Raw genomic sequence first — 22,994 nt, 5'->3', positions numbered from 1 at the left:
ATGTCTACTTCACCGCGATTTGGCGAAGCGCTCGCCGAGATCAACAACACGCCCCACAAAGAAACCATAATTCTCGGCGGCGGCTGCTTCTGGTGTGTCGAAGCTGTCTTTCAGGACATCCAGGGAGTCGAACGCGTCATCAGCGGGTATTCCGGTGGCACGGCCCAAACGGCCAACTACGATGCGGTGTGCAGCAAGCAGACAGCGCACGTCGAGGTAGTACTGGTAGAATTCGATCCCACCGTTATCTCGCGCGACGAAATGCTCGAGATATTCTTCGCCGCCCACGACCCTACCACGCCCAACCGGCAGGGCAACGACAGCGGACCGCAGTACCGCAGCGCGATATTCTATACTGATGACGCACACAAGGCAGCAGCGGAACATGCCATACGGATGGCAACGAAACTGTACGGCAAGCCAGCCGTCACGGAGCTGCTTCCGTTTCATACCTTCTACCCCGCCGAGGCCTACCACCAGAATTACTACACCAAAGTGGGCGACCGCAACAGCTACTGCAGCTTCGTGATTACCCCTAAGGTGAGTAAGATCCGTAAGAAATACAGCCACCGTCTAAAATCCCGCGCATGAACCCGGTCCTAGCTTCCTGTGTATTCCTCTTTTTTACTTGCCCCGCCCTAGTCGGGGCCCAATCCCCATCCACCCCTATGGATACCACCTCATATAGTCTCGGCATCGTGCTGAGCCAAAACCTGAAAAGTCAGGGTTTCGATGGCATTGACGCCAGCAGTCTGGCCAAAGGCTTCGAAGAAGGCTTCGCCGGCACCGCCAATATCACCACCGAGCAGGCCAACCAATACATCCAGCAACACCTGGCCAGGGCAGCCGAGAGCGCAGGTGCGGAGGCCCGCCAGGAAGGCGAGCAGTTTCTGAGCCAGAATGCCAAGCGTCCCGAGGTGAAGGTCACCGATTCCGGTCTGCAGTACGAAGTGCTACAGGAAGGCAGCGGGGCTAGCCCATCGGCCACCGAGACGGTGCGCGTGCATTACCACGGTACCCTGACGAACGGTAAAGTGTTTGATAGCTCCGTGGAGCGCGGAGAGCCCATCGAGTTCCCCCTCAACCGCGTGATTCCCGGCTGGACTGAGGGACTGCAGCTCATGAAGGAAGGAGCGAAATATCGCTTCTACATTCCCTACGATCTGGCGTATGGTCCCCAGGGATCGCCCCCCACGATTCCGCCCTTCGCCGCCCTGGTGTTCGACGTAGAGCTCTTCGAGGTTAAGTAAGCTTAGGCCACCGGCTGGCTGCTAGTAGTGGTAGCGATGAGCTGCTGCAGCAGTTCTACCAGCTGGTCGGTGGCTCCTACCATGTGGGCGGCTCCGGTGAGGGTAGCAGCGGTGATGAGGAAGGTGATCGTGCGGGCCTGACGGCGACGCTTGCGGTCGTTCTTTAGCGTGATGTAGCTCATAGTGGTATCAGTTTGACGTTATATAAAGGCAACGCCTAATATAGTGGACGGCTTGTGCCGCTCACAAGACGTAACACAAGTTTAAGCCTCTATCAGTCACCGGCTTACGGAACGGTAGGTCACCGGCCGTAAACGGTCGAACCCCGCCCTACCCCATTACCTATCTATATGACCCTCCAAGAAACCTATACCGCCCTCGGCCGGGAGATCGCCGCCGCCGGTGCCCGGCTCATTGCCGTAAGCAAAACGCATCCCGTCGACCGGATCAAAGCGCTGTACGACATGGGGCAGCGCGACTTCGGTGAAAACCGCGCGGAAGAACTGGCGGAAAAAGCCGCTCAGCTACCGGACGATATCCGTTGGCACTTTATCGGGCACCTGCAACGCAATAAGGTCCGCCTGATCACGCCCCACACCCATTTGGTTCATTCCGGCGATAGCCTTCGTCTGCTCCGTGAGCTGGACAAGCGCGCCCAGGACCGACGCATCGATGTGTTGCTCCAGTATCACATTGCCGCCGAAGAGAGCAAGTACGGTCTGACCGAAGCCACCGGGCAGGCACTGCTCGACGAGTTGAACACCACCCCCTTACAGCACGTCCGAATTATCGGCGTTATGGGTATGGCCACCTATACGGATGATACGGAACAGGTGGAAACTGAATTCCGTACACTGCACGAAATTTTTCGTGCAGTGAAGGAAAACTACTTCGTCGACGATCCGGCCTTCACCGAGCTTAGTATGGGCATGTCCGGCGACTACCCCATTGCGCTGCGGCAGGGCAGTACCCTGGTCCGCATAGGCAGTAAGCTATTCGGCGAGCGCGAACATTAGGCGGGCGCGAACGCAGGTGGCGTATAGAGGAGTGGGAAGAACTGCCCGTCCATTTTTGCTCCCTCCGGTACGGCCGGCACCCCCTGTAGCAGTTGCTCATTCACGTTCGATCGGGTACCGTCGGCAAACACGTTCAGTACGAAAGCGCGCCGTGAGTGTTCCGACCGGTTGGCATAGGAGCCGTGGACCAGTAAGGGGTGATGAAAGGTCCCGTAGCCGGCCGGCATTTCGATGGCTACCTTTCGATCGAACGCACGCTGCTGGTCTGCATCCAGGTGTTGATATAGCCCATCCATGTCGCCGGCCAGTGCGGTCTTGTCCAGCAGATTCCAGCGGTGGGAGCCGGGGATGTAGTGTAGGCAGCCGTTGGCTACGGTAGCCTCATCGAGTCCGGTCCAACAGGTAAGGTGTTGGATGGGGCCGGTGCGGGTCCAGTAGCTGTAGTCCTGATGCCAGGCTACTACCCCGCCGTGCCGCGCGGGTTTGGAGAACAATTGGTCGTGCCAGAATCGCACGGCCCGGTTACCGAGCAGCTGGGAGGCGGCCACTACGAAGCGCGGGTTCCAGAGTACGTCGTGAAAGCCCGGGGTGATGCGCCAGTGCCCCAGGCTGTGAAAGAGTACCGCATCGGGATCACCACTTTCGTTGCTGTGGAACTCGTAAAAGAGTGCATTGCCCGGGTGCTGCGGATCGGTAATTGCGGCAAGTTCATCACGTAACTGCTTGACCTGCTCCTGCTCCAGAAGTTTGACGTGACTCAGGTAGCCGTGCTCGTGAAAAAAGGCAAGCTGCTCATCCGACAGGTGGTAACGATCCCACGCTTCTTCCGCGCTCAGGGCGGGGAACATGCGGCTGACCGGAGCGGCGTCGAAGGATAAGTCACGGTATGACATGCTGTGTATGGATTTACCACGATGAATATACTCCCGAACGGGTCAACCGCTTAGAAGCACCACGCCAGTACCCGCATTTGCTTGTTGCCCTGGTCCAGGGCCAGTACCCTGACCTCCCTGGCATCGAGCCGATCCAATTGCTGCCGCGCCGCGGACAGGTAACCTTTTTTACTCACGAGGGTCGTGAACCACCCTACCTGCCGGGCATACGCCTTGCTCTCCTTGATCATATCGTGGAGAAAACGCAGCTCGCCACCGGGTGTGTGCAGTTCTTTGTCGACTCCCCCGAAGGTCAACCCCCGATCCGAGGTACCGAGCTTGCGCCACTTGGCGCGCCCCGCGGCGACTGCTGTAGGGCGATCGGCGTGGAAGGGTGGGTTGCACATCGTGAGATCAAAGAACTCCCCGGCTAAGATCATATTCTGAAAGATGCACTCGCTGCGCGTTTGCTGGCGTACGGTGACGTCCGAAAGACCGGAGTTGAAGCTGACAATCGCCCTGGCGACTTTAACACTCACGGGATTAATATCCGTAGCCACGAAGGACCAGCCGTACTCCCGGCTACCCAGAATGGGATAGATCAGGCTCGCCCCCGTGCCGATGTCAAGTACGCGACTGGCTTGGGGGACCAGGTCGGCCAGGAGATGAATGTAATCCAGCCGTCCGGGAATGGGAGGAGTCAGGTAGCCCTTAGGGAGATCCCAGTGGGCCAGGCGGTAGTCCCGCTTGAGTAGCGTCCGGTTGAGTAGGTAGACGGCCCGTGCGGTACCGAAGTCGAGGGAGGTCCGTCCATCCGGGGTGCGGATCAGGTGTTCCGTGAGCTCGGGTTCCAGTGCGCATAGGGCAGCCAGGTCGTACGGTCCCCGGTAGCGGTTCTTAGGATGCATGGCGCAAATTAAACATATCGCTTGTCCGCACCCCGGATCAATGCAGCGGTTTAGATTCTTACATCCCTAGATCATGAAGCTATTCCACTGCGGTAATTGTAATTACCCGGTTTATTTCGAGAACGTTGTATGCAGCAACTGCCAGCACTGGTTGGGGTACTCCAGCGCGGAAGATCAGATGGTCGCCCTGACGCCTGGCCAGGACAGTTGGCAGCCATACAGTGACAGTAGCACGACCTATGTATACTGCGACAACCACCGCCACCAGGCCTGCAACTGGATCATTCCGGCTGACGATCCTACGGGCCGCTGTATTGCCTGTGACCTCAACCAAACTATCCCGAACCTCAGCGACCCGGAACAACTCAGGGAATGGCAAGAACTGGAAGTCGCCAAGCACCGTCTAGTGTATGCCCTACTCCGCCTCCGCCTACCGGTACAGGATAAAATGACGTACCCCAACCACGGCCTGGCCTTCGACTTTCTGGCCGATCAGGCGGGCGAGGACCGGGTCATGACGGGTCACGACGATGGACTCATCACCCTCAATGTAGAAGAGGCAGACTCGGCCACGCGGGAAGCAAACCGGGTGCAACTCCATGAGAAGTACCGTACCCTCATCGGTCACTTTCGTCATGAGGTGGGTCACTACTACTGGGACGAGCTAGTGGCCGCCGATCCGGCCCTACTGGAGGACTTCCGGCAGCTGTTCGGCGACGAGCGGGCGGATTACGGAGAGGCACTCCAGAAGCACTACCGCGACGGAGCACCGGCCGACTGGGAGAGTCGCTTCATCAGTACGTATGCCACCTCACATCCCTGGGAGGACTGGGCCGAAACCTGGGCCCACTACTTCCACCTGCTGGATCTGCTCGAGACCGCCTATACCTTCGGCATGCAGGTGACCCCGCCGGACGTACCCGAACGCATGATGCAGGCTACGGCCGACTTCGACCCCTACGTCAACCGCGACATGGAGGCCATTCTGCGCACGGCGGTGCCGATCACCTTTGCCGTCAACAGTATCAATCGCGGCATGGGCCGCCCGGATCTCTACCCCTTCGTACTGAACGGACCGGTACGGGCCAAACTGTCCTTCATCGATCGAGTGGTGCGTAAATCGGCCGGGACGACCCTGGCCTAGCGCTTCCCGCCGGGGGCTGTACTTTGCCGGCGATGGAAACCCTCCCCCTCTCCGAACTCGCTGCATTCATCCGTCGCGTGTTCGCGCTCAACCTCCCGGAGGCCGTCTGGGTATCCGCGGAGCTCGGCCAGGTCAATACGTCCCGCGGACATACTTGGCTGACCCTTGTCGAAAAGAGTGAGCAGGACGATTCGATCGTGGCGCAGCTCGATGCCGTGGTCTGGGCCAGCGGCCTTAAGCGCATCCGCAAAACTCACTCACTGAAACTGGTGAATGGCGTATTCCAGGAAGGGATGTCGGTACGCCTGCAGGTCACCGCCTCCTTCCACGAGCGCTTCGGGCTAAAGCTGATCGTAGCGGATATCGACCCTGACTATACGCTGGGTAGCCTGGAAAAGCGCAGACAGGCGACCCTGGAAGCGCTACAGGCCGCTGGCCTCCTCGACCGCAACGCCCAACTCCCCCTACCCGTACTGCCCCAACGCCTGGCGATCATAAGCGCCGATACGGCTGCCGGGCTTGCTGACTTCCAGCGACAGCTTGCGGACAATCCCTACGGCTATATTTTTCATACCGACCTATACCCCGCTGCCATGCAGGGGATGCAGACGGGTGACGAAGTGATGGCTCGCCTGCGACAAATTGCGCGGCGTAGCCACGAGTACGATGCCATCGTGCTGGTGCGCGGCGGAGGAGGCAAGACCGATCTGGCCGCCTTCAATGAATACGCGATCTGTGAGGCGCTGGCTGATGCACCGCTTCCCGTACTGGCTGGTATCGGTCATGAGATCGACGACACGGTAGCAGATCGTGTAGTGCACCGCAGCCTGAAGACCCCAACCGCGGTAGCCGTGTTCCTCATCGAGCAGCTGTCGCAACTCGAGGCGCGGACCCTCCACCTGGGGAGAGCAATCGCTACTACGGCGGAACAGCTGCGAAGTCAGGAAGTACGTACCCAGCTCCAGTACGCCAGTCAACTGCAGCAGACCGCCGCCGCCTCCCTACAGGCATCGCACCTGCGCACCGCCGCCCTCACGGAAGAGGTGCAGCGGGCAGCACGGCTGGCGTTAAAAACCGCAGAGACAAAACTGGACCACCAGAAAGATCTATTGGACGCGCTACGACCCGAAACCACGCTGGCACGTGGGTATGCGCTGGTGAGTCAGAACGGGCGACTGATCACCGCGCCCGGTGAGGTACAGAAGGGAGAAGTATCCGTGCGCCTGCGGGACGGCAGGATACGCCTTCGCCAGGTCTAGGCGCCGAAGCCGATCGACTTCTTGGCCGTCTGACTGCTCCGGTAGAGTTCACCCATCCGAATGGCCGTGACGGCTGCTTCGACACCCTTATTGCCATACTTTCCGCCGGCGCGATCGACGGCCTGCTCGTGCGTATTGGGCGTCAGAACGCCGAAAATGTAGGGCTTTCCGGTAGCAATGCTGAGGTTGACGAGGCCCTGGCTGACGGCGTTGTTGATGTATTCGTCATGCTTGGTTTCGCCTTTGATCACGCAGCCCAGACAGATGACGGCGTCCAGCTTCTCGCGCCCCGCCAGAATACGCGCCGCGGCGGGCAGCTCGAAGGTGCCGGGCACCTGGACGGTATGAATATTGACTTCCGTAGCCCCGTGCTTGAGTAGTGCATCGAAGCAGCCTTCGTAGAGTTTGTGGGTGATATCCCTGTTCCAATCCGCCACTACAATACCGAACCGCAGGGGGCTGGCGTCGGGTACATTGGATTCGTCGTAGGTGCTAAGGTTGCTGCGTGCGGAGGCCATGGATAAGGTTTAGCAGGGATACGCCCGCTGGGGCCGCGTGGTTCTATCCGAAGGGCAAGCGGTCTACATCCACGTTACCGCCCGTGAGAATAATGCCGACATGCTTGTCCCGAAACACTTCCGGATAGCGGAGGATCGCCGCCAGGGGAACCGAACAACTGGGCTCCACGATGATCTTCATACGCTCCCAAATCAGGCGCATGGCCGCCACGGTCTCTTCGTCGCTGACCACGAAAATGTCGGTTACGTATTTGTGGATAATGGGAAAGGTGCGCTCTCCGAGGTGGGTACGCAGTCCGTCAGATACGGTGTGGTTGGTTTCGTTCTGCTCGATCTTTCCGGATTTGAGGCTACGGGCGGCATCGTCTACACCCTCCGGTTCGGCGCCGAAGACCTTAGCGCGAATGCTGAAGTAACGGGCTGCCAGGGCCGTGCCCGATAGAAGTCCGCCGCCCCCGACAGGCGTAATGATATAGTCCAGTACGCGGTCCACATCCTCAATCAATTCCATGGCAGCAGTTGCCTGTCCGGCCACTACCCCATAATCGTCGAAGGGATGGATGAAGGCGGCGCCCGTTCGGGCCACGACCTCCTCCAGGGCAGCCTGCCGTTCGTGGGGGGTGTTGTTGCAGTAGGTGATCTCCGCTCCGTAGCCCTTCACGGCCGCCACCTTCACCCGGGGGGCGTCGTGCGGCATCACGATGTAAGCGGGCACGCCCAGCACCTGCGCGGCGCGGGCGACGGCCTGAGCATGGTTGCCGCTGCTGTGGGTGGCCAGGCCCCGCTCACGTTCTGCTTCCGTGAAGCGCAGAGCAGCCGAGGCCCCACCGCGCATCTTGAAGGCACCGATCCGCTGAAAGTTCTCACACTTAAAGCTGAGACGGGCCCCCGTCAGCTCATCTAAACTAGTGCTGGTAAGGATGGGGGTGCGGTGTACGAAGGGGTGGATGGCCTCGTGGGTGACCAGCAGATCAGCCTGGGTGGGTACGCGGTGGAGGGGGGATAGAGCGATCATCGGGTAACGAATAGTTGGGTGATCCACGCTACGGCCTCCTCGAGCCAGTGGCTCACCGGACCATCCAGCTCACGGGCTGAGGCAAATCCGTGGTCACCGTTGGCGTACAGCCGCAGGTCAGCCGGCACCCCGTGGGCGATCAATCGCTCGTAGTAGCGTAGGCTGTTGCGGGGACGTACCCCGACGTCATCCGATGCGTGAAAGAGGATGGTGGGAGGGGTGAGCGAATCGATCTGATCCGGCAGATTGAAGTAAGCCAGGCGGTCCGGATCAGGCTCCGTACCGAGTAGCGCATGTTGGCTTCCCCGGTGTCCGCTAAAGGCGGTGTCCATCAGAACAACCGGATAGACGAGCAAACTGAAATCGGGTCTAGTCGATAAACCGTCGACCTGCCGGGCGTGCACCGAGAGGGAGCCGGCCAAGTGCCCCCCGGCCGAAAAGCCCATCACCCCTACCCTATCCGCGCGGTAGCCCAGCGAATCGGCCGACTGGCGAATGCGCAGTATCGCGGCCTGCGCATCCTGTAAGGCTACTGTCGATTTACAGTCCGTAGTGATACCGGCCGGCAAGCGGTAGCGCAGCACGAAGGCGTGAACGCCCCGGGCGGAGAAGTAGCGCCCCATATCCGTGCCCTCATGGTCAAAGGCCGCGACCGTATAGCCGCCTCCCGGTATGATCAGCAGCGCCTCCTGCCGACCGGCACGGGGCACGGGAGCGTAATAGTCCATCCCTGGCTCCCGTACTGCGGCGAGCACCTCTCCAATGCCCGCCTCGTAGTAGGACGAATCGGCCGTTACGGCCTCCAAGCAGGGAGCAGTAGTGTCATAGATCGGGATGGTAGGAGCTTGTCCGGACAGTGACAAGGACAGGGCTACGCCCAGCATTCCCAGTATCCGGTGGCAGACCGAAGGCCTCACTCCTTGACGTAGCTATCACCCTCCAACCGCAGGATGTAGGCCCCGCTGTAGCCCGCTGCCAGGGCCCGGTTGCGCGCACCCTCGGCCTGCGAGAGGCTCTGTAATCCGTCGAGATAGAAAACAGTGAGCGCGCCCCGCATCATCTGGCCCAGGCTACCGAGCTGGGAGGCGGTCACCCGATCGAAGTTTTCCGGTTTACTGAACGCGCCGAGCTGCACCCGGTAGGGTGACTGTACCGTAGCCGTTGCAGTAGCAGGCGCGGTAGCGGTCATCGCAGGTGCGGGCGCGGTCGCAGGTGCGGACCCGGTCGAACGAAGCGCATCGGTACCGGGTGCTGGTCCGCTGACGATAAAACTACCGGCATACCCCATGTCTTTGATCTCGCGAGCGGCCACCGCGGCGGCCTCCCGGGTGGAATATTGACCGATACGCACCTTGTAGTTACCCGCGTCCTGGACGGCAAATACCGGTCCGACCGCAGCTAGCTTGCTGTATTCCGCAAGGTCCGGCGCGGAGGCCACGCTGGCGATCTGAACACTGAAGGCCGTCACGGATGGGGCTTCTGTAGTCTGACTATCGGCAGGAGTACGCTTCGGGGGTGAAGCTGCCGTTACGGGTGTACTATAGGTCGTGGGCTCTACGGTAGGTGCCGGTGGACTTACCGTGTCATAGGTGGTCTGTATGGGCAGCAGCAAGATGTTACCGAATGCGTCCGGCCTGGTCGTGGCCTCCGTAGTGACGGGAAAGCTGATCGACTCGTACCCCGCCAGTGCTACGTTGACGTCGTATACCGTGCGGGGTTCTACTTCGACGTAGTAGGCCCCCTCCGTATCCGTGGTGACGGTAGCGGCCTGACCGGAGCTGCGCTTTGTGATGGTCACCGTGGCATCAGCCAGGGGAAGGCTGCTCTGAATACTACTCACGTAACCGCGTACCGTGCCGAAGGGCACGGGTTCTCCAGCACGGACGCCCTGGGGGACGCCGGACTGTGGGCCGGTCGCTATGGCATCCGTATCCGTAGCGTCCGTACCGGAGGTGGCTACGGTAGGAAGTGGATCGCTGAATTTGACCACGTACAGGTCTTCCGCGCCCTGTCCGCCGGAGCGGTTGGAGGTGAGGTAACCCGTACGCTGACCGGCGTCATACACGAAGCCCATATCGTCCCTGGGGCTATTCACCGCGCTGCCCAGGTGGTACAGGGTGGTGGGCCGACCGGCGTCATTCATTTCGGCGCGAAACACGTCGTAGGCACCCAGTCCGGCGTGCCAGTCGCTAGAAAAATACAGGCTGCTGCCATCGTAGTACGGGGTGATTTCGTTGCCCTGAGCGTTTACCGCGGGGCCAAGGTTCTCGGGTACTGCTTCCCAGTTACCATTGATCAGGCGGGCGCGGTACAGATCGTAGCCCCCGAATCCACCGGGGCGGTCGCTAGCGAAGTAGAGCGCGCGGCCTTCGGCGCCGAAGGTGCCGAATCCAGTACTAAAGCCATCGCCGTTGAAGGGGAGTGGGCGCACATTGCTCCACATGCCGGCTTGGTTCACGTCGGCGAGCATCAGACTCATGCGGATACCGGCCTCGGGCACCATACGGGTGCCGGGGGTGAAAGTATTGCGGGTAAATACGACCAGCGTGCCATCGGGGCTGAAGCTGACGGGGCCCGCGTTACCGCCGCGGCTCAGGTAGCCGGTAGACAGGGGCACGGGGGCTTCGAAATTGCCCAGGGTATTGCGCTGGGCTAGGTAAGGCCTGTTCTGCGCTACCCCATCGAAGCCCTCCTGGATACGGGAGGAATTAAAAACCAACTGGTCTGGGCCAGGCATCGCCGGACCGAAGTCCGCCTGAGGGCTGTTGAACGGAAAGGGGCTAACCGTGTAGCCGGCAGATTCCGACTGCTGGGCCAGCGCGAAGTCGATACTACTGACGTACTGCTGGCCGACCGTCTGATCTGCCTCACTGGCGTAAGCGGCAAACAGCGGACGGGCCAGTGCGTATTCTCCGAGCGACTTGAGGGTCTGGGCGTAGCCCAGCAGCGTAGCCGGTTCCACCCGGGTCTCTGCACCCATAGCCCGTGCGTAGTACTGCCGTGCGGTGTCGAGGGCACCCAGCATGCGGTACGATTCTGCGATACGGGCCAGTGCTTCCGGATCGTCGGGCCGCTCGTCCAGAGCCCGCCGGTAGCCCTCGATGGCCAAATTGTATGCACTGAGCTCGAAGGCTTTATCGGCCGCGCGCTTCTCGCTGCGAAACTGAGCGGAAAGCGGAAGGCAGAGCCCTCCGCAGACCAACAATAGAAAGGTGGTACGTATCGTCATGGCTGTTCACTAGGTGGCTGTAAACATAGCGGTTTTTTGGCAGGGGGCCCGCCGCTCAGCAGGTACGAATACGCCCGAACTAACGGGCCCTGCAATCCGTAGTACAGGAGCATGAACCTGCCCCCGGAAGCCGAACGCCCCCTGATCGTAACCGCCTGGATCGATCCCACGGATCTGCAGCCATTCAACCGTCTGCGCGAGCGCTTCTTCCCCCCGGAGCGGAACTACCTGCAGGCACACGTGACACTTTTTCACCACATTCCGGGCGAACTTATCGATGAACTACTGACCGCAATTCGCGTGCAAAACCTAGGACGCACTGCGGTCAGCGTGCCGGTAGTAGGGGTATTCTCCATGGGGCGCGGGGTGGCTTACCGGCTGGAGGCCGATGCGCTCAACGACATCCGGCAGCCACTGCGGCAACGGTTTGCCGACCGGCTGACGGCGCAGGATCTACGGCCCTGGAAGCGCCCGCACATTACGGTACAGAATAAAGTGCGTAAGGAAGAAGCTGGTCGATTGCTGCGCCATCTGCAGTACCGCTTCGTACCGTGCCATGTGAGGGTGCTGGGGTTATATGTACACCGGTACGACGGGGGGCCGTGGACGAAGCTGGCTGCACTACCATTCGGGGAATAAACACCGCACCGGCGGCCACGCCCCTGAACCCTCCTGCCGTCCCCTTAGTTACTGCCGTATGGCCGAGAACGAGGAAGAAAAGGTAGTGAACCCCATAGACGGGGATAAGGTGGCGCTCAACCCCCACCTGCTGCCCTACGCGCACGAGCGCGGGGGAGCTACCATCAAGCCCATGGACCGCGGCAAGGTGAAGGGTCTGGCGATGAGTGCTATGTACGAGCAGACCGATATGCAGCTCGACCAGATCCGCGCGCAGATCGAACTGCTGGCCCGGCAGGCCAATGAGATACAGCAACGGATGACGGTGAGCGAGCGCATCTACGAAGCCGAGATGAACATCAACCCCATCGTCTCGCGCACCTACTACCTCTACGCCCGTAGCAATGGCAAGAGCGTACTGAGCCTGGTGAGCCCCGCCGAGTGGGGTGCCCGCCCGCCGTACGACTACATCGCGACGGTCAAACTACTGGGAGATCACACCTGGGAGGTCGTGGAACGTCGTGACTAGGATTACCTTCGTCGAAAAGCCCCCCCATGGTAGTAGACGACGCCCTAGTATTGCGCTTAGCCAAACTGGCCAAGCTCGCTCCTGCTCCCGAACGCGTGGATCAGCTGCGCGGCGATCTGGTCCGTATTCTCGCGATGGTGGAGAAGCTCGACGACCTGGACCTTCAGGACGTGAAGCCCCTACGATACGTCACCGAAGTAGAACACGCGCTGCGGCCGGACGAAGTGGGCGACCACATCGACCGCAGCGTGGCCCTGGCCAATGCACCCGACTCCGACGGGGAGTACTTTAAGGTACCCCGCGTCATTTAACACCCCTTACCCCCCCTGACGCCCATGGCCGCCGTAATCGATATCAATGACCTCACCAAAACGTACGATATGGGGCAGACCAAGGTGCACGCGCTGCGTGGCATCGATCTGCAGATACAGACCAATGAGTATGTGGCCCTGATGGGACCTTCGGGATCCGGTAAGTCTACGCTGATGAACTTGCTGGGTTGTCTGGACACCCCTACCTCCGGCCGCTACCTACTCGACGGTAAGGACGTGAGTATGATGGATGATACCGAACTGGCCAACATCCGGAATGAAAAGATCGGCTTCGTCTTTCAGACCTTCAACCTACTGCCGCGGCAAACCACGCTGGAAAACGTAGCACTACCCCTCGTGTACGCCGGACTGGCCAAGCGGGAGCGGCAGCAACGGGCGGCCGAAGTATTGGACAGTGTGGGTCTGGGCGATCGCCTGGACCACCGCCCAAATGAGCTCTCCGGAGGGCAGCGTCAGCGCGTGGCCATTGCGCGGGCGCTCGTGAACCGACCCGCCATTATTCTTGCTGACGAGCCGACGGGAAACCTGGACACCAAGACATCGATCGAGATCATGGAGATCTTCGAAGACATCCAGCGACGGGGCAACACCGTCATCCTGGTGACCCACGAGCCGGACATTGCCGAGCACGCGCACCGGATCGTGCGATTACGCGATGGAGAAACGGAGAGTGATGAGCCAAACGAGCACATCATTCGGGCTAGTGATCCGACCCACCGGTACAATCAGACCTAAGGGCCTATATTTGCCGCCTCACTCAGTGGGTTAGTATATATGAATCAACGTACGATTGCCAGCACCGTCTCCATCAGCGGGGTGGGCTTGCATACGGGTAAGGAAGTCAACCTCCTGTTCAAACCCGCTCCCACCGGCCATGGCGTCAAGTTCAAGCGCACCGATCTGGCCGATCAGCCCCTGATGAACGTAGACGTCAACCGGGTAGTGAGCACCGAACGCTCTACCACTCTGGGGAGTGGAACGACTACGGTATCCACGATTGAGCACCTGCTAAGTGCCCTGTCGGGCCTACAGATCGATAACGTGCTCATCGAGATCGATGGTGGGGAAGTGCCCATACTGGACGGCAGCGCCAGCCCCTACGTCAATCGGCTGCAGGAGGCCGGCGTAGAAGAACAGGATACGGCCCGCGACTACTTTATTGTGGAGGAACCCATCACCTACCGCGACGAGGCCACTGGATCGGAAATCGTGGCCCTACCCTACGATGGCTTTGAGGTGGTGTCCATGATCGACTTCGATAGCCCCGTGCTGGGGCAGCAGTATGCTACCCTACGCGGCTATGAGGACTACGCCGAGGAGATCGCTCCCTGCCGCACCTTCGTCTTCCTGCACGAGCTGGAGGCGTTATTCGAGCACGACCTGATCCAGGGTGGGGATCTGACGAACGCGATCGTTATCGCCGATCGGCACATCCCTCAGGACCGCCTCGACGCCCTGGCCCAGAAGATGGGTAAGGATACCGTAGAGGTGACCGAGCAGGGCATTCTAAATACCCTGGACCTGAAGTTCCACAACGAGCCAGCGCGGCACAAGTTACTGGACGTGATGGGCGATATCAGTCTGCTCGGCGTGCCCATTCGCGGCCGTATCCTGGCGACGAAGCCGGGGCATCGGGTAAACGTAGCCTTCACCAAACTGCTCAAGAAAGCCTACCTGGATCAGCGGCGCCTCAAAGGCCGGCCGCACTACAACCCCAACGACGAACCGGTTTTTAATGTGGAACAGATCCTGGAGATCATGCCCCACCGCTACCCCTTCCTGCTGATCGACAAGATCATCGAGATGGGAGACGACTACATCGTGGGCCTGAAGAACCTGACCTTCAATGAGGCCTTCTTTCAGGGGCACTTCCCCAGCAACCACGTGATGCCCGGCGTCTTGCAGATCGAGGCGATGGCGCAAACGGGCGGACTCCTGGTACTTACCCAGCAGGAAGACCCGGGCAACTGGGATACGTACTTCCTCAAGATCGAGAATGCCAAGTTCAAGAACTTCGTAGTGCCCGGTGATACGGTACTCTTCAAGATGGAACTGATCGCTCCCGTGCGGCGGGGGATCTGCCAGATGCGCGGCACGGCCTACGTAGGTAACAAGCTGGTTTCCGAAGCCGACCTGGTGGCCCAGATCGTACGCCGTAGCTAAGGCCATTGCGGTACTGCCCCGCTTATTCACCCACTCAAACCTGTTCATGTCCATTCATTCACTGAGCGTCGTTCATCCTAATGCAAAAGTTGGAGCCGGTGTCGTCGTAGGCCCGTTCACCACCATCGAGGACGACGTCGTGATCGGACAGGGCAGCACGATCGGACCCAATGTCACGATCTACGCCGGTGCCCGCATCGGGCAGAACGTGCGCATTTTTCCGGGCGCGGTCATCGCAGCTATCCCACAGGATCTGAAGTTTCGCGGTGAATACTCTACGGCGGAGATCGGTGACAACACGACAATCCGTGAGTACGTGACCATCAACCGTGGTACGGCCGCAGCCGGCACGACTAAAGTAGGACGCAACTGCCTACTGATGGCGTACGCGCACGTGGCCCACGACTGTATACTGGGTGACCACATCGTCATCGCAAATAATGTTAACCTGGCCGGCCATGTGGTGCTGGAAGACTACGTCATCATTGAGGGGCAGGTAGGTGTACAGCAGTTCGTGCGCATCGGGCGCCACAGCTTTATCGCCGGGGGCAGCCTGGTGCGTAAAAGCGTTCCTCCCTACATCCGCGCCGCCAGGGAGCCGCTGAGCTACATCGGAGTTAACCGTATCGGTCTTCAGCGACGGGGGTTTACCATCGCGCAGATCAATGCGATCCACGAGATCTACCGGATCCTCTTCGTAAAGGGACTCAACATCACCAATGCCGTGACGGAGATCGAAGCCTCGGTGCCCCTGTCTGACGAGCGCGATGAGGTGGTGAGTTTCATTGGCGCCACGGAGCGGACGGGCATCATCCGCAGTTTCCAGGCGCTGGATAATGGGAGCTGAGGCCGCCAGGATCGACGTACAGCTGGATAACGTATCCAAGCGCTTTGGTCGCGAGTGGGTGATCAAGCAGCTATCCGTACACTACAGTAGCGGTAGTATCTACGGTATACAGGGGCGCAATGGCTCCGGAAAGTCTACCCTGTTGCGCATGCTTGCAGGCCAACTGAGCCCCAGTCGGGGGCAGGTCAGCTACACCGTGGATGGGCAGTCGATCGGAGTACGCGATGTATACCGATTGGTCAGCTGGACGGGTCCGTACCTCGAGATCATAGAGGAGCTAACGGTGGCGGAGTCCCTTGCCTTTCACTTCGGGCTAAAACCGCTACTAGCCGAACTTACCATTGAAGGCGTCCTGGACCGAATCGAACTGCGCGACTACCGGATGCGATCCCTGCAGGACTGCTCGTCGGGTATGCGACAACGGGTTTTACTGGCCACCGCACTGTATGCCGATACGCCCATGCTGCTGCTGGACGAGCCAACCGTGACACTCGACGCGGCGGCAGCCAAATGGTTCGCGGGAGAACTTAAGCGGTACGCTCCGGGTCGCTTGACTGTAGTAGCCAGCAACGATCCGCGCGACTTGGCATCCTGCACTACAGTGCTGACGCTATAATAGCTGGTCGCGATCCACCGCATATTTCGGATATTACCGAAAAGTAAACGCCCCCGCGCGGATGTTCTTCAACTACGCAGAGAAAAATACTCCCTTTACCCTCAGTCCGGAGAGTCTGGACTGGCACCTAGCCAAGGGCTGGTACCGTATGGGGTCTACTATTTTCACTACGCACTTTTTGTTCTTTAAGAACCGCCCCTACTCGGCGATCTGGATTCGGGTGGACCTGCGCGATTTTGCCTTCTCCAAAAGTCAGCGAAAACTACTGCGCAAGAACGCCCAGCTATTTGACGTGACCATTGCGCCCCGGCAGATCGAGGAGGAACACGAAGCACTCTACACGCGGTACGCGGCGGACTTCGACGGTCGGCTCTCGCCCACTATTGCGGATAGCCTGGAGGACTACGATGGGGAGGTCGTATTCAATACCTACGGAATAAACGTACGGGATCGGGTGAGCCAAAAATTGGTGGCCTGTAGCTACGTCGACCTGGGCAACGATTCGGCAGCAAGCATACTGGGTATCTACGACCCACTGCTTAAATCCTTTAGTCTAGGCTACTACACGATGCTGCTAGAGATCCAGTACTGTCTGAACCAGGGATTTAGCTACTATTACCCGGGCTATGTCGTTCCTGACTATCAGCGCTTCGATTACAAACTCCGTCTGGGTAAGTCGGAATACTACGATGTGCGTAGCGATAGCTGGCATTCTTATGACTCCCTGGATCCCGGTCGCGACGGCCCGGTAGAGGCGCAGGTTCACGCCCTGACCACCTTCGTGGATCAGCTAGCGGACCGGGGATACAGCAGCACACTAAAAATCTACCCCCTATTTGAGGCGGGACTCTACGACATCTGGAACGACGACTACTTTCCTTACCCTTATTTGGTGCTACTGTCGGACCTATCCCAAAAGGACATTCATGTGGTAGCCTTTGATCCTAAGGAGCGCAATTACTTCGTGCTGGAGTGCCGGCACATGGCGCAGACTCAGCTTCTTTTTAATGCGGAGTACTTGAGGACCTTTCAGGCCGGAGGATTCGTGACCGATCTTCTGGCAGTACGCCAACTTATCGTAAAAAGCCCGCAGGTGGAGTATATCGTGGAAGTCTGTAGTGCATTGCGCAGTGTGCGCAGGCACTAGACCTTGGGCATCTCCGGAAGTTGACACTCTTCATCGGATTCTTTGCCGCATACATCGCACTTCCCGCCCAGCTTATTTTGAAGCATAGGATTGTTACTGGAGCAAGTACCCCGAAACTCATTACCGGTGACGATGTGACGTACGTTGATGAGTAAGAAGCTCAGGCCGAATACGGCGAAGATGACGGCAAACAGGGTCAGGAAGCTCATACGCGGTGGTTAGTAGGTCGCAAAGATAGAACGATGGAGCAGGTGACAGGGTTGTGTGCAACAAAAGAGGGTTCGGGCCGTAGCCCAAACCCTCCGGAAAAACACCTAAAACCCATATTCATGAGTTGAGAGACACTTCAGTTCTTTGGATAGTTATCCCAGCGTAGCGGGTGCGGGGATACGTTCTTGTGACGGAACAGAACGAATAGGGTCACTTCAACCGATTATTTTCTTTGGTTCAATTATATGTATCTACATACGTAGAGAAACATATTTTGTGTTTGGAAACGAACATTATTTTTTCATTTCGTCGCAACTCCCTCTTTATGAGCGTTAAGATAACGTCTTTAACCCTTTGGACGCAAGCTTGGAGGCTAATTAAAGAGGGCGCAGCCCGAACAGACCACTCCTACAGCCTCGTCGCGATGGCTAATTGCGGTGCGCAGGGCATCCCCCGGCAGCGTACGGTTGTGCTGCGCAACGCAGACGAAGGCAGCGCCACGCTCTATACCTATACCGACCGACGATCAGTCAAAGCGAGCGAACTAAGGCAGCATAATGTACTGAGTTACCTGTTCTGGGACGCGGACAGTCGCATCCAGTTCACCGGTCACGGTCCTACACACTGGCTCCCCGAGGAGGAAGCACGCGCGCTGTTCGACACGCTGCCCAAGCATTCACGAAAGGCCTACGCAACCGTCCAACCACCGGCTACCCCGATCGACCGTCCACAGGATGGCTTGCCCGATGATTGGCCTACCCGAGCAATCACCGATACCGACTATGCCGCGGGACACTTCGGAGTACTAGTGACTGAGCTACAGTATGCCGAAGTACTGAGGCTAGACCGCGAGCACAATCTGCGATTGTCCGGAGTCCGGACTGGAGCTGAGTGGACGCTGACCTGGCTGATACCCTGACCTAATTCTTGGCGACCTGCCGGCACAATTCGAGCCAGTCCTGTCCCTTCAGTTCCGCTACCGGGGGCAACTGTCCTAGTGCCATGAGCTCGTTGATCGCGGCGGTATCGGCATCGCGTTTAACTCCCAGACACGCCTGGACGTGATCGTCCTTCACGTAGAACGCCAGGAACGGACCCTCCCCAGGTACCCCGTCAAAGACGATATCGTTATAGTCCGTGCCGTGTCCTACATAGCGGAAGTTCGTGCCCTGCTGGTTGCTCCAGAAGTAGGGGACCATACGGTATGGCTCGTTTTGCCCCGCCATATTCCGGCCCGCGATCCGCCCCTGCTGGGCGGCTACCTTCCAGTGCTCGATACGCACCATGCCTTCGCGATCCGGGTAGGTGGCGATATCGCCGACGGCGTAGGCCTCATTAGCGTGTACCCGCAGGTGACCGTCTACGGCCAGACTGTGGTCATTTTGGAAAGCGATACCCTGTACGAAGTCCGTGGCGGGGGTGACGCCAATACCTACGATCACCACCTCCGCCGGCAGCGTACTGCCGTCGTCGAGTAGTACACCGGTTACCCGATTTTCTCCGGACAGGGCGGTGGTCTTGCGTCCAAGTTTAAAGGTGACGCCCTCCGCTTCGTGCAGGCGCTGAATGTAGTCTCCTACTTTAGCTCCGAATACACGTTCAAATAGCGTCGTATCCGGTGATACGACCGTGATATCACCGCCGCGCTTGCCGAGACTCATCGCGGATTCCAGGCCGATGAAGCTGCTGCCGATGATGACCACCTTCGTCCCCTGTGAGGTAGCCTCCCGTGCCTGCAGCGCATCTTTAGCCTTACGTACCGTGTGCACACCCCGAAGCTGCATGCCCGGCTGATCGAGTGTACGGGGCGTGCCGCCCGTAGCCAGTAGAACCTTATCGTAGGTCACCGTGCTGCCATCGGGTAGTTGTAGTGACTTAGCATCCAGATCCAGCTGTTGCACCCGCGTTCCCGGCATGAAATGGACGCCTAGTTTGCGATAAAAGTCAGCGTCGCGCAGGGGCAGTTTGTCCTTGGACATATCATCCTGCATGAAGCCCTTGCTGACCTTGGTGCGGTCGTAGGGCGGCAGCATCTCCTTGCTGACCATGAGCAGGCTGCCGGTAGTGTCGTTGCCACGGATGGACTCGACGGCATAGGCAGCAGCGGCACCGCTACCCACCACTACGTAAGTGTAGTGCTGATCGGATGGTATGGGTATATCTAGCGGACTATCGGTAAGGGTGGGTTTGTTGGTGCGGGTGGGTTGCTCGCTGACCATAATATCGTCGTCCTGCACCGCTACGGTGAAAGTGGCTACTCCGTCGATCCCCGGAGCCTCCAGCTGCTCACCAGTGCGCAGATCAAAGGCGGCGTGGTGCCAGGGACAGCGGACGCGGTGCTCGCACATCGCACCCTTCGTCAGGGGTGCACCGTAGTGGCTACACTTATTCTCGATGGCGTATACCTCACCGGCCACGTTGGCGAGCAGGACGTCGTAGTCACCGACGGCTACCTGATGCATGTGGCCGGCGGGAAGCTGGGAGAGGGAGAAAACCTTGATCATGATGGACGTTTGGAGTAGAAGTCCAGGTCCGACCGTTGGTTCACACGATCTGAATGCGGCGACCGGAACCGGCGGCTAGCATCTTACCCAGCGGGCGCACCGGATGGCCCTCCGCCGCGCACCGCGCGGTAAAGTCATCGGCCTGTTCAGGAGCTACCGCAACGAGCAAGCCGCCACTGGTCTGTGGGTCGGCGAGTAGCCACTTCGCCCGATCATCGTCGAGGTGTACATGGTGGCCGTAGCTCGTCCAGTTCCGTTTCGTACCGCCGGGAATACAGCCCTGTCCGAGGTAGTAATCCAACACGGCAGTATCGATCAGTGGTACCTCATCGAGGTAGACTTCCGCACGGGTGTCACTGGCTCCGCACATTTCACTGAGGTGACCCAGTAGGCCAAAGCCCGTGACGTCGGTCATAGCGTGTACGTAAGGCAGTTTAGCCAGCACCAGGCCGATGGTGTTTAGGCGCACCATCTGCTCGGTAGCTAGTAAGGCATCGGCTGGACGCAGTTTTTTCTGCTTCTGCGCGGTACTCAGAATACCCACCCCGATGGGCTTGGTGAGGAACAGCAGATCACCGACCCGTGCGCCACCGTTCTTTTTGAGGTGCTTGATATCGACCCGGCCGCTGACGGCTAGTCCGAAGATCGGCTCCGGACTGTCTATGCTGTGACCGCCGGCTAGCAGAATACCGGCATCGGCGCAGGCTTGCCGACCGCCCTCGACCACCTGTCCGGCTACCTCGGCGGGCAGTTCGTTGACGGGCCAGCCGAGAATAGCGATGGCCAGCAGCGGTGTACCTCCCATGGCATAGACATCACTGATCGCGTTGGTCGCGGCGATGCGCCCGAAGGTCAGTGGGTCGTCCACGATGGGCATAAAGAAGTCCGTGGTGGAAATCATGGCCGTACCATCACCCAGGTCGTAGACGGCCGCATCGTCCCGCTCCGCATTTCCTACCAGCAGCAGGGGGTTGGGTTGGGAGGGCGTAGTCTGGGCCAGAATGGTGTCGAGTACCGCAGGAGCTATTTTACAGCCACATCCTGCGCCGTGGCTAAATTCAGTAAGTCGGATCATTAAAATTGCCGGAGGCTTTGGTCGCGTTCGGGGGCACGTTTGTTCTTGCCCTTGGTCCGCTCTGCGAGCTTGACGGCCGTGTAGGCATTAGCTAGTCCGCCGGTAGCGGAGAGGTCGCTGAATTTGATGGTCTCGCCCTCAGCGCCGGGCTTATTGACGTCCAGATTGACGGGCAGGGCACTTTCTTCGATGATCTCCTTGACCTGCTTGGCCTTGAGATCGGGAAAGTAGCTGCGCAGCATCGCGGCGATGCCGGCCACCATGGGCGCGGCCATCGAGGTACCGTCGAAGGTAGCGTACTTGTCATCGGGGATGGTGGAGTAGATCTGCGCACCGGGTGCGAAGACGTCCACGTACTTCTTGTTGTAGTTGCTGAAGGAGGCAGCTAGTCCGGGACCATAGTCGCTGCTGGCAGCGCCCACCTCGATCCAGGTCTTGCCGGTGCGTTTCTTGCCCTCGTAGGTATCGTTGGGGTAATTATTGGCCAGGGTGAGCAGTTTACCGTCGTTACCGGCGGCGTGTACCATCAGGACATCATTCTTCTCGGCGTACTTCATGGCTGCATCTACGGCCTTCTTATTCGGGCTTTGCCCCTTACCGAAGCTCATATTGATCACCTTGGCACCGTTATCTACGGCGTAGCGGATGGCGTTGGCTACGTCCTTGTCGCGCTCATCGCCATTAGGCACGGTGCGGATGCTCATGATGCGGACGTTGGCACCGCCTACGCCATTTACTCCGAGGTCGTTGTCCCGTATGCCGGCGATAATGCCCGAGACGTGGGTACCGTGGGCGGCATCGGGTCCTTCTACGTCATTGTTACCGTAGTAGCGCTCGTTTACATCATTCGGATTGTCACCTACAATATCGCGGGCGTCGAACTCCGTGTTGTAGTTATACTTCAGTTGACTGTCGAAGTACGTATTGGCCCCTTCCAACTGCTCGTACAGCTCTGCAAAAGTGCCACCACCGGCTGTGGCGCTAGCGACTACATTCTTGACCATCAGGACACTCTGGTCGTCACTCTTGAAGTTGGCGACATCCTCAGCAGTCACTTCCTCAGCGTCCTTTTCCATGGCCGTAAGCATGCCGTCTACGGCGTCCTTGATCGACCGGTACTGTTGAGCGGTGGGGCCGAGTTCTTTTTCCTTTGCCTCGATCTGCTCCTTGTACTCGATGTAGCGATCGTATTCGGCGCGCTCCTTCTTTTTCAGTCCGTCCCGGTTGCGGTTATTGTACTTCGCGTGCAGGCTATTGTACAGGCGTACGACCTCCAGGTTCTCGTAGTTCACGTTGCGGCCGTCGGCGCCGCCAATGAAGTTCCAGCCGTGTACGTCGTCGATGTAGCCGTTCTTATCGTCGTCGATACTGTTGTCGGGGATCTCATCTTCGTTGGTCCACACGGCGGCAGACAGGTCCTCGTGCTCGATGTCCACACCGGAGTCGATCACGGCTACTACCACGGGCTCGGCCTTCTTTCCCTGTAGGTAGGTGAGCGCTTTGCCGGCACTCACTCCGGGGAAGGAGTTGTCGGTGCGGTCCAGATCCCACCAATTGTTGGGTACGTCTGTTTGGGCCGTAAGACTCAGGGTGGCGAATAGACTAAATGCAATAAGTAATCCTTTCATTCGGTAGGGTATTTAACTACTAAGGAGGGCGGCGGCGCGCGGGTGCGCAGGCCAGTCCATACAGCCAAGAGAAACGGACGAGCAGCGGAAACGTTGGTTAGTGAAAACTTAAGT

25 protein-coding genes are annotated in these 22,994 nt (G+C 59.1%); 14 read left to right on the top strand and 11 right to left on the bottom strand.

Features of this window, described 5'->3' with window-relative positions; all coding sequences use genetic code 11:
• Together msrA and MJQ68_RS06415 are read left to right on the top strand one after the other, a co-directional pair.
• Positions 1-591: a peptide-methionine (S)-S-oxide reductase MsrA gene (gene msrA, locus MJQ68_RS06420; RefSeq protein ID WP_238750204.1), complete on the top strand. Its 591-nt coding sequence runs from the start codon at positions 1-3 to the stop codon at positions 589-591.
• A 77-nt stretch (positions 592-668) separates the two neighbouring features.
• Complete coding sequence (locus MJQ68_RS06415) at positions 669-1,250, top strand: FKBP-type peptidyl-prolyl cis-trans isomerase (protein ID WP_238750203.1); 582 nt, start codon at positions 669-671, stop codon at positions 1,248-1,250.
• 2 nt (positions 1,251-1,252) lie between these two features.
• Here MJQ68_RS06415 and MJQ68_RS06410 read toward each other — a convergent pair whose 3' ends face one another.
• Complete coding sequence (locus tag MJQ68_RS06410) at positions 1,253-1,432, bottom strand: hypothetical protein (RefSeq protein WP_238750202.1); 180 nt, start codon at positions 1,430-1,432, stop codon at positions 1,253-1,255.
• 168 nt (positions 1,433-1,600) lie between these two features.
• Here MJQ68_RS06410 and MJQ68_RS06405 point away from each other — a divergent pair, with 168 nt between their 5' ends.
• Complete coding sequence (locus MJQ68_RS06405; protein WP_238750201.1) at positions 1,601-2,266, top strand: YggS family pyridoxal phosphate-dependent enzyme; 666 nt, start codon at positions 1,601-1,603, stop codon at positions 2,264-2,266.
• On the opposite strand, the gene MJQ68_RS06400 is transcribed toward MJQ68_RS06405, so the two are convergent.
• Together MJQ68_RS06400 and rlmF are read right to left on the bottom strand one after the other, a co-directional pair.
• Positions 2,263-3,159 carry a phytanoyl-CoA dioxygenase family protein gene (locus MJQ68_RS06400; protein WP_238750200.1) on the bottom strand — a complete coding sequence of 299 codons (897 nt, stop codon included), beginning with the start codon at positions 3,157-3,159 and terminating at the stop codon, positions 2,263-2,265. The genes MJQ68_RS06405 and MJQ68_RS06400 overlap by 4 nt on opposite strands.
• Positions 3,160-3,209: 50 nt before the next feature.
• Complete coding sequence (gene rlmF / locus MJQ68_RS06395; RefSeq protein ID WP_238750199.1) at positions 3,210-4,046, bottom strand: 23S rRNA (adenine(1618)-N(6))-methyltransferase RlmF; 837 nt, start codon at positions 4,044-4,046, stop codon at positions 3,210-3,212.
• A gap of 73 nt (positions 4,047-4,119) precedes the next feature.
• On the opposite strand from rlmF, the gene MJQ68_RS06390 reads away from it, so the two are divergent.
• Both MJQ68_RS06390 and xseA read left to right on the top strand, forming a co-directional pair.
• On the top strand, positions 4,120-5,190 hold the full coding sequence (locus tag MJQ68_RS06390) for a zinc-binding metallopeptidase family protein (protein ID WP_238750198.1): 1,071 nt from the start codon (positions 4,120-4,122) through the stop codon (positions 5,188-5,190).
• 32 nt (positions 5,191-5,222) lie between these two features.
• A complete protein-coding gene (gene xseA / locus MJQ68_RS06385) occupies positions 5,223-6,449 on the top strand; it encodes an exodeoxyribonuclease VII large subunit (RefSeq protein WP_238750197.1) in 1,227 nt (408 codons plus the stop codon).
• Here xseA and ribH read toward each other — a convergent pair.
• From ribH to MJQ68_RS06365, 4 genes are read right to left on the bottom strand one after another with little or no spacing between them, the layout of a single operon-like run.
• On the bottom strand, positions 6,446-6,967 hold the full coding sequence (ribH, locus tag MJQ68_RS06380; RefSeq protein WP_238750196.1) for a 6,7-dimethyl-8-ribityllumazine synthase: 522 nt from the start codon (positions 6,965-6,967) through the stop codon (positions 6,446-6,448). The two genes, xseA and ribH, sit on opposite strands and share 4 nt — an antisense overlap.
• A 43-nt stretch (positions 6,968-7,010) precedes the next feature.
• Entirely contained in the window at positions 7,011-7,982 is a 972-nt protein-coding gene (locus tag MJQ68_RS06375; RefSeq protein ID WP_238750195.1) for a threonine/serine dehydratase, read from the bottom strand.
• On the bottom strand, positions 7,979-8,899 hold the full coding sequence (locus tag MJQ68_RS06370) for an alpha/beta hydrolase (RefSeq protein WP_238750194.1): 921 nt from the start codon (positions 8,897-8,899) through the stop codon (positions 7,979-7,981). The genes MJQ68_RS06375 and MJQ68_RS06370 overlap by 4 nt, the downstream gene beginning before the upstream one ends.
• Positions 8,896-11,211, bottom strand: coding sequence for an SPOR domain-containing protein (locus tag MJQ68_RS06365; protein ID WP_238750193.1), 2,316 nt, complete (start codon positions 11,209-11,211; stop codon positions 8,896-8,898). Before MJQ68_RS06365 ends, MJQ68_RS06370 begins: the two co-directional genes overlap by 4 nt.
• Before the next feature lie 111 nt (positions 11,212-11,322).
• Between MJQ68_RS06365 and MJQ68_RS06360 the strand changes: the two genes are divergently transcribed.
• The 8 genes from MJQ68_RS06360 to MJQ68_RS06325 all read left to right on the top strand — a co-directional run bounded on the left by MJQ68_RS06360 (position 11,323) and on the right by MJQ68_RS06325 (position 17,463).
• Entirely contained in the window at positions 11,323-11,850 is a 528-nt protein-coding gene (locus tag MJQ68_RS06360) for a 2'-5' RNA ligase family protein (protein WP_238750192.1), read from the top strand.
• Positions 11,851-11,908: 58 nt separating this feature from the next.
• Complete coding sequence (locus tag MJQ68_RS06355; RefSeq protein ID WP_238750191.1) at positions 11,909-12,358, top strand: DUF2452 domain-containing protein; 450 nt, start codon at positions 11,909-11,911, stop codon at positions 12,356-12,358.
• 26 nt (positions 12,359-12,384) lie between these two features.
• Complete coding sequence (gene gatC, locus MJQ68_RS06350; protein WP_238750190.1) at positions 12,385-12,669, top strand: Asp-tRNA(Asn)/Glu-tRNA(Gln) amidotransferase subunit GatC; 285 nt, start codon at positions 12,385-12,387, stop codon at positions 12,667-12,669.
• 24 nt (positions 12,670-12,693) lie between these two features.
• Positions 12,694-13,425, top strand: coding sequence for an ABC transporter ATP-binding protein (locus tag MJQ68_RS06345; RefSeq protein WP_238750189.1), 732 nt, complete (start codon positions 12,694-12,696; stop codon positions 13,423-13,425).
• A gap of 39 nt (positions 13,426-13,464) precedes the next feature.
• A complete protein-coding gene (locus MJQ68_RS06340; RefSeq protein WP_238750188.1) occupies positions 13,465-14,853 on the top strand; it encodes a bifunctional UDP-3-O-[3-hydroxymyristoyl] N-acetylglucosamine deacetylase/3-hydroxyacyl-ACP dehydratase in 1,389 nt (462 codons plus the stop codon).
• A gap of 46 nt (positions 14,854-14,899) precedes the next feature.
• A complete protein-coding gene (gene lpxA / locus MJQ68_RS06335) occupies positions 14,900-15,700 on the top strand; it encodes an acyl-ACP--UDP-N-acetylglucosamine O-acyltransferase (protein ID WP_238750187.1) in 801 nt (266 codons plus the stop codon).
• The gene (locus tag MJQ68_RS06330) at positions 15,690-16,316 is read left to right on the top strand and encodes an ABC transporter ATP-binding protein (RefSeq protein WP_238750186.1); all 627 of its coding nucleotides are present in this window, start codon (positions 15,690-15,692) and stop codon (positions 16,314-16,316) included. The genes lpxA and MJQ68_RS06330 overlap by 11 nt, the downstream gene beginning before the upstream one ends.
• Positions 16,317-16,377: 61 nt before the next feature.
• Complete coding sequence (locus tag MJQ68_RS06325) at positions 16,378-17,463, top strand: arginine-tRNA-protein transferase (protein ID WP_238750185.1); 1,086 nt, start codon at positions 16,378-16,380, stop codon at positions 17,461-17,463.
• Here the strand turns inward: MJQ68_RS06325 and MJQ68_RS06320 are convergent.
• Entirely contained in the window at positions 17,460-17,672 is a 213-nt protein-coding gene (locus MJQ68_RS06320; RefSeq protein ID WP_238750184.1) for a hypothetical protein, read from the bottom strand. The two genes, MJQ68_RS06325 and MJQ68_RS06320, sit on opposite strands and share 4 nt — an antisense overlap.
• Before the next feature lie 326 nt (positions 17,673-17,998).
• Here MJQ68_RS06320 and MJQ68_RS06315 point away from each other — a divergent pair, with 326 nt between their 5' ends.
• Positions 17,999-18,592 carry a pyridoxamine 5'-phosphate oxidase family protein gene (locus MJQ68_RS06315; protein ID WP_264758996.1) on the top strand — a complete coding sequence of 198 codons (594 nt, stop codon included), beginning with the start codon at positions 17,999-18,001 and terminating at the stop codon, positions 18,590-18,592.
• Position 18,593: 1 nt separating this feature from the next.
• Here MJQ68_RS06315 and MJQ68_RS06310 read toward each other — a convergent pair whose 3' ends face one another.
• From MJQ68_RS06310 to MJQ68_RS06300, 3 genes are read right to left on the bottom strand one after another with little or no spacing between them, the layout of a single operon-like run.
• Positions 18,594-20,177 carry an FAD-dependent oxidoreductase gene (locus MJQ68_RS06310; protein WP_238750182.1) on the bottom strand — a complete coding sequence of 528 codons (1,584 nt, stop codon included), beginning with the start codon at positions 20,175-20,177 and terminating at the stop codon, positions 18,594-18,596.
• 40 nt (positions 20,178-20,217) lie between these two features.
• A complete protein-coding gene (selD, locus tag MJQ68_RS06305) occupies positions 20,218-21,252 on the bottom strand; it encodes a selenide, water dikinase SelD (protein ID WP_238750181.1) in 1,035 nt (344 codons plus the stop codon).
• Entirely contained in the window at positions 21,252-22,880 is a 1,629-nt protein-coding gene (locus tag MJQ68_RS06300) for a S8 family peptidase (RefSeq protein WP_238750180.1), read from the bottom strand. Before MJQ68_RS06300 ends, selD begins: the two co-directional genes overlap by 1 nt.
• Positions 22,881-22,994 lie beyond the last annotated feature (114 nt).

The sequence above is a fragment of the Neolewinella maritima genome, assembly GCF_923081025.1.
GTDB lineage: Bacteria > Bacteroidota > Bacteroidia > Chitinophagales > Saprospiraceae > Neolewinella > Neolewinella maritima.
Note: the sequence above shows the minus strand (reverse complement) of the source record. Positions and strands in the feature narration are given on the sequence as shown.

What these genes read in the sequence shown, in the direction of transcription:
- lpxA (WP_238750187.1), top strand. Translation starts at nt 14,900, where the DNA reads ATGTCCATTCATTCACTGAGCGTCGTTCATCCTAATGCAAAAGTTGGA.
- MJQ68_RS06355 (WP_238750191.1), top strand. Translation starts at nt 11,909, where the DNA reads ATGGCCGAGAACGAGGAAGAAAAGGTAGTGAACCCCATAGACGGGGAT.
- MJQ68_RS06315 (WP_264758996.1), top strand. Translation starts at nt 17,999, where the DNA reads ATGAGCGTTAAGATAACGTCTTTAACCCTTTGGACGCAAGCTTGGAGG.
- ribH (WP_238750196.1), bottom strand. Translation starts at nt 6,967, where the DNA reads ATGGCCTCCGCACGCAGCAACCTTAGCACCTACGACGAATCCAATGTA.
- msrA (WP_238750204.1), top strand. Translation starts at nt 1, where the DNA reads ATGTCTACTTCACCGCGATTTGGCGAAGCGCTCGCCGAGATCAACAAC.
- MJQ68_RS06310 (WP_238750182.1), bottom strand. Translation starts at nt 20,177, where the DNA reads ATGATCAAGGTTTTCTCCCTCTCCCAGCTTCCCGCCGGCCACATGCAT.
- MJQ68_RS06375 (WP_238750195.1), bottom strand. Translation starts at nt 7,982, where the DNA reads ATGATCGCTCTATCCCCCCTCCACCGCGTACCCACCCAGGCTGATCTG.
- MJQ68_RS06360 (WP_238750192.1), top strand. Translation starts at nt 11,323, where the DNA reads ATGAACCTGCCCCCGGAAGCCGAACGCCCCCTGATCGTAACCGCCTGG.
- MJQ68_RS06365 (WP_238750193.1), bottom strand. Translation starts at nt 11,211, where the DNA reads ATGACGATACGTACCACCTTTCTATTGTTGGTCTGCGGAGGGCTCTGC.
- MJQ68_RS06325 (WP_238750185.1), top strand. Translation starts at nt 16,378, where the DNA reads ATGTTCTTCAACTACGCAGAGAAAAATACTCCCTTTACCCTCAGTCCG.
- MJQ68_RS06390 (WP_238750198.1), top strand. Translation starts at nt 4,120, where the DNA reads ATGAAGCTATTCCACTGCGGTAATTGTAATTACCCGGTTTATTTCGAG.
- MJQ68_RS06400 (WP_238750200.1), bottom strand. Translation starts at nt 3,159, where the DNA reads ATGTCATACCGTGACTTATCCTTCGACGCCGCTCCGGTCAGCCGCATG.
- MJQ68_RS06300 (WP_238750180.1), bottom strand. Translation starts at nt 22,880, where the DNA reads ATGAAAGGATTACTTATTGCATTTAGTCTATTCGCCACCCTGAGTCTT.
- MJQ68_RS06330 (WP_238750186.1), top strand. Translation starts at nt 15,690, where the DNA reads ATGGGAGCTGAGGCCGCCAGGATCGACGTACAGCTGGATAACGTATCC.
- MJQ68_RS06340 (WP_238750188.1), top strand. Translation starts at nt 13,465, where the DNA reads ATGAATCAACGTACGATTGCCAGCACCGTCTCCATCAGCGGGGTGGGC.
- MJQ68_RS06410 (WP_238750202.1), bottom strand. Translation starts at nt 1,432, where the DNA reads ATGAGCTACATCACGCTAAAGAACGACCGCAAGCGTCGCCGTCAGGCC.
- MJQ68_RS06345 (WP_238750189.1), top strand. Translation starts at nt 12,694, where the DNA reads ATGGCCGCCGTAATCGATATCAATGACCTCACCAAAACGTACGATATG.
- rlmF (WP_238750199.1), bottom strand. Translation starts at nt 4,046, where the DNA reads ATGCATCCTAAGAACCGCTACCGGGGACCGTACGACCTGGCTGCCCTA.
- xseA (WP_238750197.1), top strand. Translation starts at nt 5,223, where the DNA reads ATGGAAACCCTCCCCCTCTCCGAACTCGCTGCATTCATCCGTCGCGTG.
- selD (WP_238750181.1), bottom strand. Translation starts at nt 21,252, where the DNA reads ATGATCCGACTTACTGAATTTAGCCACGGCGCAGGATGTGGCTGTAAA.
- MJQ68_RS06405 (WP_238750201.1), top strand. Translation starts at nt 1,601, where the DNA reads ATGACCCTCCAAGAAACCTATACCGCCCTCGGCCGGGAGATCGCCGCC.
- MJQ68_RS06415 (WP_238750203.1), top strand. Translation starts at nt 669, where the DNA reads ATGGATACCACCTCATATAGTCTCGGCATCGTGCTGAGCCAAAACCTG.
- gatC (WP_238750190.1), top strand. Translation starts at nt 12,385, where the DNA reads ATGGTAGTAGACGACGCCCTAGTATTGCGCTTAGCCAAACTGGCCAAG.
- MJQ68_RS06320 (WP_238750184.1), bottom strand. Translation starts at nt 17,672, where the DNA reads ATGAGCTTCCTGACCCTGTTTGCCGTCATCTTCGCCGTATTCGGCCTG.